Annotated in this window: 1 protein-coding gene; it reads right to left on the reverse strand. The window is 62.3% G+C overall.

Going from position 1 to position 832, the window contains the following annotated elements; translation table 11 throughout:
- A partial coding sequence (locus BSF44_RS29220) for an Ig-like domain-containing protein (RefSeq protein WP_256589184.1) occupies positions 1-832 on the reverse strand: 832 nt, incomplete at both ends.

An 832-nucleotide genomic window follows, 5' to 3' on the forward strand; every position in this document is an offset into this window, starting at 1 on the left:
TCCTGGGCAATCACATCGAACACGTTGGTCGAGCCATTGTTCAGCGGCGGGTTCGGCGTGAAGCTCCAAGTGCCATCGAGTTGAACCGGCACACGATCGATCTCGACACCGTTGTTGCGGATGATGATCGTGTCGCCCGCGACACCACTGCCGACCAGGGTCGGGGTCGTGTCGTCGGTGGTTGCGCCATCGGCAAGCATGCCTTGAACACTGCCGACGTCGTCACGGACTTCGTCGATGCTCGGGGCGGCCGATGGGGTGAGGTCGATCTCCAGGTTGAAGTCAGCTGTCGGGGCGCTTTCGCCACCCGCTGGCGTGACAACGGTCGCGGTGAACGCGTAGTTGCCTTCCGCCAGAGCCGGAGCCACGGTGTACTCCCAATGGCCCAGGCCGTTGACCGATACACCGGTCTGCAACAACGTACCGTTCAGGTAGATGTTGACAGTGGCGCCCGCCGTTGCCTGGCCCGAGAGGGTGGGTGTGGCATCGTCGGTGACGCTACCACTGGCCAGATCGCCCTGGTTTGGCCCGACGTTATCGAGCGCCTGCTCGATGCTGATGGCAACCGCACTGGTATCCACGATGAAGTCGATCGGCGTGCTTTGCGGGCTCTGGTTACCGGCGGCGTCCTCCACCACAGTGCTGAAGCTGTGAGGGCCATCGGCCAATGCAGGAGCAGGCGTATAGCTCCAGTTACCGAGCCCATCTACCGGCACACGGAAAATCTCGGTACCGTTGTCGTAGATGATCAGGGTCGTGTTCGGCTCGGCGGTGCCGCTGAAGGTTGGCGTGTTGTCGTCGGTGGTATCGCCATCGAGAATCGGCCCGACAA

The organism is Pseudomonas sp. ACN8, assembly GCF_002303925.1.
In the GTDB taxonomy this organism is placed as follows: Bacteria; Pseudomonadota; Gammaproteobacteria; order Pseudomonadales; family Pseudomonadaceae; genus Aquipseudomonas.